8 protein-coding genes are annotated in these 8,504 nt (G+C 73.8%); 3 read left to right on the plus strand and 5 right to left on the minus strand.

The window, feature by feature from the left end; translation table 11 throughout:
- The first annotated feature begins 85 nt into the window (after positions 1 to 85).
- Complete coding sequence (locus IN07_RS06040; protein WP_036334341.1) at positions 86 to 1,324, plus strand: ATP-binding protein; 1,239 nt, start codon at positions 86 to 88, stop codon at positions 1,322 to 1,324.
- Entirely contained in the window at positions 1,321 to 1,980 is a 660-nt protein-coding gene (locus IN07_RS06045) for a response regulator (protein WP_036334343.1), read from the plus strand. The genes IN07_RS06040 and IN07_RS06045 overlap by 4 nt, the downstream gene beginning before the upstream one ends.
- 42 nt (positions 1,981 to 2,022) lie before the next feature.
- On the opposite strand, the gene IN07_RS06050 is transcribed toward IN07_RS06045, so the two are convergent.
- Together IN07_RS06050 and IN07_RS06055 are read right to left on the minus strand one after the other, a co-directional pair.
- Positions 2,023 to 2,757 (minus strand): PIG-L deacetylase family protein, encoded by a 735-nt coding sequence (locus IN07_RS06050; protein WP_036334344.1) that lies wholly within the window; start codon positions 2,755 to 2,757, stop codon positions 2,023 to 2,025.
- Between the two features lie 74 nt (positions 2,758 to 2,831).
- Complete coding sequence (locus IN07_RS06055) at positions 2,832 to 3,122, minus strand: chorismate mutase (protein WP_036334345.1); 291 nt, start codon at positions 3,120 to 3,122, stop codon at positions 2,832 to 2,834.
- A 261-nt stretch (positions 3,123 to 3,383) separates the two neighbouring features.
- On the opposite strand from IN07_RS06055, the gene pcrA reads away from it, so the two are divergent.
- Entirely contained in the window at positions 3,384 to 5,675 is a 2,292-nt protein-coding gene (gene pcrA, locus IN07_RS06060) for a DNA helicase PcrA (protein WP_036334347.1), read from the plus strand.
- Here pcrA and IN07_RS06065 read toward each other — a convergent pair.
- The 3 genes from IN07_RS06065 to IN07_RS26625 all read right to left on the minus strand — a co-directional run bounded on the left by IN07_RS06065 (position 5,665) and on the right by IN07_RS26625 (position 8,104).
- The gene (locus IN07_RS06065) at positions 5,665 to 6,210 is read right to left on the minus strand and encodes a GNAT family N-acetyltransferase (RefSeq protein WP_036334349.1); all 546 of its coding nucleotides are present in this window, start codon (positions 6,208 to 6,210) and stop codon (positions 5,665 to 5,667) included. The two genes, pcrA and IN07_RS06065, sit on opposite strands and share 11 nt — an antisense overlap.
- A gap of 32 nt (positions 6,211 to 6,242) precedes the next feature.
- A complete protein-coding gene (locus tag IN07_RS06070; protein WP_156119053.1) occupies positions 6,243 to 7,118 on the minus strand; it encodes a M23 family metallopeptidase in 876 nt (291 codons plus the stop codon).
- A 230-nt stretch (positions 7,119 to 7,348) separates the two neighbouring features.
- A complete protein-coding gene (locus IN07_RS26625; protein WP_269429948.1) occupies positions 7,349 to 8,104 on the minus strand; it encodes an esterase/lipase family protein in 756 nt (251 codons plus the stop codon).
- Positions 8,105 to 8,504 lie beyond the last annotated feature (400 nt).

Below are 8,504 nucleotides of genomic sequence, written 5' to 3' on the forward strand. Positions count from 1 at the left end.
GGACCGACCCTGATCCGCGACGGTCGCCCTGCCTCCGGGTGATCACCGGTGTGCGTGGCGCGGGGACGGTGACACCATCGGTGTCGTGACCACCAGCACCGCGCCGGCGGCCGGGCATCCCGCCCCGGCCGCGGCTCGGCTCCCCGACGGCCGTCCGGCCCGTCCTCCGCTGGCGCGACCGGCCGGCGACCGACTGCTGGCCGGGGTGGTCGCCGGCACCGCCGCGCACCTGCGCCTGGACCCGCTCGTGGTGCGGGTCGTCGTGGTCGGGCTGGCGTTCACCGGGGTCGGCGTCGTCGCCTACGCGCTGCTGTGGCTGACCATGCCGGTCGCCGACCCGTCCGGGGAGGACGACCCGACCGCCGTCATCGGGCAGCGCCCCAGCCGCCGCCAGATGATCCTGCTGGCGCTGCTGTCCTTCGTCGTCTTCGGGCTGGTCTCCCAGCTGCTCACCTTCGGCGGCTACGACGTCGTCCTGCCGCTGGCGCTCGCCGGGATCGGGCTGGCGCTGATCTGGCGGCAGACCGAGACCGACGCCTCGCTCTCCCGACGCACCAGTCGCTGGGGACTGGCCGCCGGCGTCGTCGTCGGCGTGGTCGGTGTGGTGCTGCTGCTGGCCACCACCGGGCAGCTGGCCAACGCCCGCAACGGCTTCACCGCCACCGTGGTGATCCTCGTCGGCCTGACACTGGCGACCGCCCCGCTGTGGCGCCGGCTGCTGGACCAGCGCGCGGCCGAGCGGGCTGCCCGGATCCGCTCCGAGGAGCGCGCCGCGGTCGCCGCCCACCTGCACGACTCGGTGCTGCAGACCCTCGCGCTGATCCAGCGGCACGCGGCCGACCCCACGGTGGTGAACCGGCTGGCCCGCAGCCAGGAGCGGGAGCTGCGGGCCTGGCTGTACGAGCCGACCGTCGCCACCGGCGGCACTTGGGCCGGGTTGGTCGCCCGACTGGTGGCCGAGGTGGAGGCCGACCACGCCGTCACCGTCGAGCCCGTCGTCGTCGGTGACCTGCCCGTCGACGACGCGGTCGCCACCCTCGGCCAGGCCGCCCGGGAGGCGGTCGTCAACGCGGCGAAGCACTCGGGTGCGCCGTCGGTCTCGCTGTACAGCGAGGTGACGCCGGGCTCGGTGACGGTCTTCGTCCGGGACCGCGGGACCGGGTTCGACCCCGCCGCCGTACCGGGCGACCGGCGCGGACTGCGCGACTCGGTGGTGGGGCGGCTGACCCGACTGGGCGGCACGGCAACGGTGCGGTCCGCGCCGGGAGAGGGGACCGAGGTGGAGCTCTGCCTCCCACGTGCACAGATGGAGGCGTCGCTGTGAACCGCACCCGGGTCTTCCTGGTCGACGACCACGCGATGGTCCGCGCCGGCGTGCGCGCCGAGCTGGGCGAGGAGGTCGAGGTGGTCGGCGAGGCAGCCGACGTCCCGACCGCGGTGGCCGGCATCCGGGCCAGCACACCGGACGTCGTCCTGCTCGACGTGCACCTGCCCGGCGGGGGTGGCCACGCCGTCCTCGAGTCGCTGCGCACCGAGCTGCCCGAGACCCGGTGGCTGGCGCTGTCGGTCTCCGACGCCGCCGAGGACGTCATCGCCGTCATCCGGGCCGGGGCCCGCGGGTACGTCACCAAGACGATCTCCGGGGCCGACCTGCGGGACGCCGTCCGCCGGGTCGCCGAGGACGACGTCGTCTTCAGCCCCCGGCTGGCCGGTTTCGTGCTGGACGCCTTCTCCGCCGGGCCCGCCGCACCGGTCCCCGCCGAGGACCCGGCCACCGACCCGGGCCTGGACCTGCTGTCGGCCCGCGAGCGCGAGGTGATGCAACTGCTGGCCCGCGGCTACACCTACCGGGAGATCGGCGGGCGGCTGTTCATCTCGGTGAAGACGGTGGAGTCGCACGCCTCCAACGTGCTGCGCAAGCTGCAGCTGTCCAACCGCAACGAGCTCACCCGCTGGGCGGCCACCAACCGCCTGCTGTGACGCGGTGGCCGGTGGCCGCGGTGCGGTCGGTCGGGCGCCAGGTCAGCCGGTGTGCACCACGTGGAAGGCCTCGGCCAACCGGCCGTCGGGCAGGCCGTGGGCACGCGCGTTCTGCCGCATCCAGCCGGTCAGGAACTCCTGCAACTGGCCCTCGGGCCAGTGCGAGACCTGGCTGACGTGCGAGCGCAGCGCGGCGAGCTTGCGGTCGAGCACGTCGGTGACGTCCACGGCGTGGTCCGAGCGGGGGCCGCCGCCCAGCCACACCTCCGACACCGTCCAGGCGTCCAGGCCCTCGTCGGCCAGCAGCTCGGGGAAGGCGAAGGGGTTGCGGGCGTCGGGGTACACCGCACGCAACGTGGACTCGCCCACGGTCATGTGGTCGGGGTGGCTGGCGCCGATCCGCTCCCAGAAGCGCTCGGGTGAGCTGGTGAGCACCCGCTGCGGCCGCACCTGGCGGATCACCCGGCTGATGTCGCGGCGCAGGTCCAGGGTCGGCTCGAGCCGCCCGTCCGGGTACCCGAGGAACCGGACGTCGGTGACACCCACCGCCGCGGCCGCGGCTCGCTGCTCCTCGCGGCGCAACGGGCCCATCTGGTCGCGCGGGGTCTCGTCGAAGCCCCCGGCGTCCCCGTCGGTCACCATGCAGTAGGTGACCTCCGTGCCCGCCGCCGTCCAGGTGGCGACCGTGCCGGCGCTGCCGAAGTCGACGTCGTCGGGGTGGGCGAGCACGCACAGGACGCGGTCGACGTGCTCGGCGGGGGCAGTGGGGAGCGGCATCACGCGCCGCAGCTTATGGGCACCCTCCAGGGCCCCGGTCGAGCTCACGAGGCCTGGGGGAGGGTGACCCTCCCTCAGAGCCGGCCGCGGCCCTGGCGCAGCAGCATCATCCCGAGTGCGGCGCCGTCCGGACCGAGCGCGGTGCGGAAGCGGGCGAGGACCCGCTGCTCGCGGGACAGCGACAGCCGCATGCCGCCCGAGGCGGTGCGCAGCGCGCCGATCTCCTGGGAGACGGCCAGCCGGCGCTGGACCAGCTCGATGATCTGCGCGTCGCAGGCGTCGATCTCGGCGCGCAGCGCGTCGATGTGCTCGGCCGGGTCGGCAGGGCGCTCGGTGGAGACGCTGGGGGAGAGGGTGCTGCTCATCGGGTCCTCCGGGGCGGGTGTGAGGCCGTCGGACCCGGGACACAGAAAACGCCCCGGGGCCTTGGGCCCGGGGCGTCGTGTGCGGTGGCTGATCAGCCAGCGAGTACGGACACCGGAACCCGGTGGCCGTAGGAAAACTCGCGATGCGTCAGCACGTCGAGGAGTGTGTCACACCACGGACCGCGCGGCCAGGTCACGCCGTCCCCAGGCGACACGCGGGCCCCGGTGGTCGTCGGTGCCCCGGCTTAGAGTGGGCGGGTCATGAGCAGCCCCCAGCACACCCTCCCCGGCACCGCCGCGCTCCCCCGGCACACGTCCGGCCAGATCGGCCGCGAGCTCGACCGGATGCTCGCCGGCCTGAACGGCCCGCAACGCGAGGCCACGGTGCACGAGGGCAGTCCGCTGCTCATCGTCGCCGGCGCGGGGTCGGGCAAGACGCGGGTGCTCACCCACCGCATCGCCTACCTGCTCGGTGCCCGCGGCGTGCAGCCCGGCGAGATCATGGCGATCACCTTCACCAACAAGGCCGCCGGCGAGATGAAGGAGCGCGTCGCCGCCCTCGTCGGCCCGCGGGCCCGGGCGATGTGGGTGTCCACGTTCCACTCGATGTGCGTGCGCATCCTGCGCGCCGAGGCCGGCAAGCTCGGCATGAAGAGCTCGTTCACCATCTACGACCAGGGCGACTCGGTCCGGCTGATGACGATGGTCGCCCGCGACCTGGACCTCGACGCCAAGCGGTATCCCGGTCGCGGCCTGGCCAACCAGGTCTCGAACCTGAAGAACGAGCTCGTGGACGAGGAGTCCTACGCCCCGCAGACGGCACCGGAGAAGGTGCTGAAGGAGGCGTACACGCTCTACCAGCGGCGGCTGCGCGAGGCGCACGCGATGGACTTCGACGACCTGATCATGACCACGGTGCACCTGCTCCAGGCCTTCCCCGACGTGGCCGAGCACTACCGCCGCCGGTTCCGGCACGTCCTGGTCGACGAGTACCAGGACACCAACCACGCCCAGTACGTGCTGGTCCGCGAGCTGGTCGGCACGCACGGTGGCCCGGTGCCACCGGCCGAGCTGTGCGTCGTCGGGGACGCCGACCAGTCGATCTACGCCTTCCGCGGCGCGACGATCCGGAACATCGACGAGTTCGAGCGCGACTACCCCGACGCCACGACCATCGTGCTGGAGCAGAACTACCGCTCCACCCAGCGCATCCTGCGCGCGGCCAACCAGGTGATCGCCCGCAACACCGCCCGCCGGCCGAAGAACCTCTGGTCCGACGCCGGGGACGGCGAGCTGATCGAGGGCTACGTCGCCGACAACGAGCACGACGAGGCTGCCTGGGTCGCCGAGCAGATCGACGCGCTCACCGACGAGGGCAAGGCGCAACCCAAGGACATCGCGGTCTTCTACCGCACCAACAACGCCTCCCGGGTGTTCGAGGAGGTGTTCATCCGGGTCGGCATGCCCTACAAGGTCGTCGGCGGGGTGCGCTTCTACGAGCGCCGGGAGGTCCGGGACGCGGTCGCCTACCTCAAGGTGGTCGCCAACCCGGCCGACGTGGTGAGCCTGCGGCGGGTGCTGAACACCCCCAAGCGGGGCATCGGCGAGCGGGCCGAGGCGTGCGTCGAGCGGTTCGCCGACCGTGAGCGGATCCCGTTCGCCAGCGCGCTGCGCCGGTGCTCGGAGGTCGGTGACCTGGCCACCCGGTCGCTCAAGGCGATCCAGGAGTTCGTCGCGCTGCTGGAGGAGTTCGAGCAGCTCGTCGAGACGGGCTCGGGCCCGGCGGCGCTGCTGGAGAGCGTGCTGGACCGCACCGGCTACCTCGCCGAGCTGGAGGCCAGCACCGACCCGCAGGACGAGGGGCGGGTCGACAACCTCAACGAGCTCATCTCGGTGGCCGCTGAGTTCGAGGCGGCCAACCCCGGCGGCACCGTCACCGAGTTCCTCGAGCAGGTCTCGCTGGTCGCCGACGCCGACCAGATCCCGGTCAGCGGCGACGAGGCCGGCGTGGTCACGCTGATGACCCTGCACACCGCCAAGGGCCTGGAGTTCCCGGTGGTCTTCCTCACCGGCCTGGAGGACGGCGTCTTCCCGCACCTGCGGGCCCTCGGTGACCCGCGGGAGCTGGAGGAGGAGCGGCGGCTGGCCTACGTGGGCATCACCCGGGCGCGGCAGCGGCTGTTCCTCTCCCGGGCGACGGTGCGCACCAGCTGGGGGCAGCCGGCCTACAACCCGCCGTCCCGGTTCCTCGACGAGCTGCCGTCCGACGCCGTCCACTGGGAGCGGATGGAGCCGGCGCCCAGCAAGCCGATGAGCTCCGCCCAGGCCCGGGTCGCCTCGACCGGGTTGTCGACCGGGGGCCTGCGCGGCGGTGCGGGCAACCGGGCCGTGATCAGCGTCGACGTCGGCGACCGGGTCAGTCACGACGCCTTCGGGCTCGGCACGGTGGTCGAGATCAACGGCGCCGGCGACAAGGCGCAGGCCACGGTCGACTTCGGTTCCGGCGGCACCAAGCGGCTCGTGCTGCGCTACGCCCCGCTCGTCAAGCTCTGAGGTCGTCGGCGGCGACCTCGTAGACCAGCTCGAGACCGTCCTCGTCGTCCTCCTGCTCGCCGACCGGCACGAAGCCGTAGGGGAGCGCCAAGGCCCGGGAGGCGGTGTTGGTCGGGCTGATGGTCACCCGGACGGTGCGTACCGCGGGCTCAGCCCGTGCGCGGGTGAGCAACTGCTCGAAGGCGGCCCGGGCATAGCCCTGCCGGCGCCACACGGGTCCCACGGCGTAGCCGATCTCGACCATGCCGTCGCGATCAGGTGCGCCGTGGAACCCCGCCCGCCCGACGGCTGCCCGGCGGGTGGGGTCCCAGATGACCCGGGTGATCCAGCCGGCGTCCTCGGGGTGGGTGGTCAACTGTGCGGCGCGCCGGCGCCACACGGACGCCCAGTCCGGGCCGGCGAAGTACGCGGTCAGCGGCACCGGGCTGAGTTCGTCGGCCGCGGCGAGATCACCGGCGGCCAGAGCGGTGAACACCGCAGCCGGGAGCTGGACCAACCGCACGGACGGACCGGATGGCGGGTTGGCGGAGGTCACCGGGCCAGTCTGCCGGGGGCCACCGGCCTGGGTCAGCCGACGGACAGGCCCCGCTCGGCGAGCCAGTCCTCGGGGTCGATCGGCTTGCCGTTCATCCCACCGCGGTGGATCTCGAAGTGCAGGTGCGGCCCGGTCGACTGGCCCTGGTTGCCGACCTTGGCGATCTGCTCGCCGGCCGAGACGACGTCGCCGGCTGACACGTCGTAGTAGCGCATGTGCCCGTAGATCTGGACGTTCCCGTCGGCGTCCTGGATGTACACGGCGTTGCCGTAGCCCGACGCCGGCCCGGCGCGCAGCACGACCCCGTCGGCCGCGGCGAAGATCGGGGTGCCGAGCGGGGCAGCGAGGTCGAGACCCCAGTGCATGGTGCCCCAGCGCTGGCAGAAGCACGTGGTCAGCCGGCCGGTGGTGGGGACGACGAAGTCCGGCTCGCGGGCCGCCCGGGAGGCGGCGATCTCGCTCAGCCGGGCCTGGGCCTCTGCCTGGCTGATCTCCCCGCGTGCGCCCTCGACGTCCACGCCGCCGGCGAAGCTGGCATCGGCCAGCCCCAGCCCGTAGTCCACTCCGGAGGCCACCGGGGCGGGCTCCGGGTCACCGAGTCCGCCCAGCAGCGAGGTCGCCAGGGCGCCGGCGACGGCGATGGCCAGCAGCGCGGGTGCCCGGCGCCGCGGCGGACGGGGGAACGCCCGTCGCACGACGTCGTCCGGGGGGCGCGCGGGGGTCTCGTCGGAGGCGGCCGCGGCGCGGGCGGCGGTGCTCGGGTCGGCGTCCTGGGTGGCCGCCCACTCGCGGTCCCAGTCCCAGTCGTCGTCGAAGTCGTCGGCCCAGTCGCCGGACGGGCCGGTGGGGGCGACGGCGGGGACGATCGCGGACTGCGTGCGGCCCACGAGTGTTCGTACACGGGACATCGGGCACCTCCCGGGCAGCACGCCGCGGGGAGCCGGGCGTCGTCGAGCACCAGCGGCCGCGCGGAGCGGCGGCTGCTGGCACTGCGGTTCGGTGACGCCGGTGGAAATCCCATCGGTGTCATTCGCGACGCTACGGAGGGGTGGTGGGTGGTTCAACGATCTGACAGCGCGTGTCGACACCACAAACGATGAGTGACGACACCCGCGCTTGGCAGGTGTTGTCGTCGTGGTCAGGCGGCAGCGGCGGGGGTGTCGGCCTCGGAGCTGCGCAGGCCGGCCAGGGTCGCGGCGACCTCGTCGACCACGCCCCGGTGGATCGGCAGCGACATGTGCCCGACGCCCGGCACGAGCACGTTGCGGGCCTGGAGATCGGGGTGCTCGCAACGCCCGGCCGACGACGGCACGACCATCTGGTCCAGGTCGCTGTAGACCGCCGTCACGCGGGTGCGGCACTCCGGCGCCGGGGCGGCGAGCTCCTGGAACAGGTCCGACCCCGGCCGCAGCTGGCGCACCAGGCGGGTGGGCAGGACGTGCGCCCACCGGCTCCCGCCGTGCGGCGTCCCGAGGGTCACCAGCGACTCCACCCGAGCGTCGCCGCCCAGGCGCTGCACGAGGTACCGGGCGACCAGTCCGCCGAGACTGTGGCCGACCACGTGCACCCGGTCGTGCCCGGTCGCCCGGCAGACCTCCTCGATGTGCTGGCCGAGTGCCTCGGCAGCGCTCTGCACGTCGCGCAGCAGCGGGCTGTAGTTCCAGGTGCAGACCTGGGCGAAGCCACGCCGGCGGAGGCTGCGGCGCATCACCGTGAACACCGACCGGTTGTCGATCAGCCCGTGGACCAGCACGACGGGGATCCGGGCGGCGAGGGGGTCGGCGGCGAACAGGGCACGGACGGCGGCGGGCTGCGTGCCGGGGCGGTAGCTCCCGTCGGGGCGCAGCCGCTCGGTGCGGGTGCCCAGCGGGTAGAGCAAGGTGTGTGCCCCCACCCAGGCCAGCTCGGTGAGGCTGCCGGTGAGTGCAGCGGGGGAGACCAGTCGCCGGAGGCCGGTGCGGCGAGGCAGTGTCGGCGTCGGGGGGACGTCGCTCCGTGCTCCAGCGCGCGGGGCGTGCCAGGCTGGTGCGGAGGGCAGAACGGGCTCGTGCACGCCGTTCCCCCTCCCGTCCGCCTCGGCACCGCGCCGGGCGGCGCGACATGAGCAGTGGTGTGCTCGGTTCAGGGGACCGTAATGCCCCGTTGTGTTGAACGTCACACAACTGTCACGCGACACGCGCTCGCGGCCAGAGAGCCCGATCCGGAGGAGAACCCCAGTGCCCGCCCGTGACCGCGACCCCGCCCGCACCGGCGAGCCAGGCCGGCCTGCCGCCGCGCGCGCCTCCGCGGCCCGC

Source organism: Modestobacter caceresii (assembly GCF_000761485.1).
Classification (GTDB): Bacteria; Actinomycetota; Actinomycetes; order Mycobacteriales; family Geodermatophilaceae; genus Modestobacter; species Modestobacter caceresii.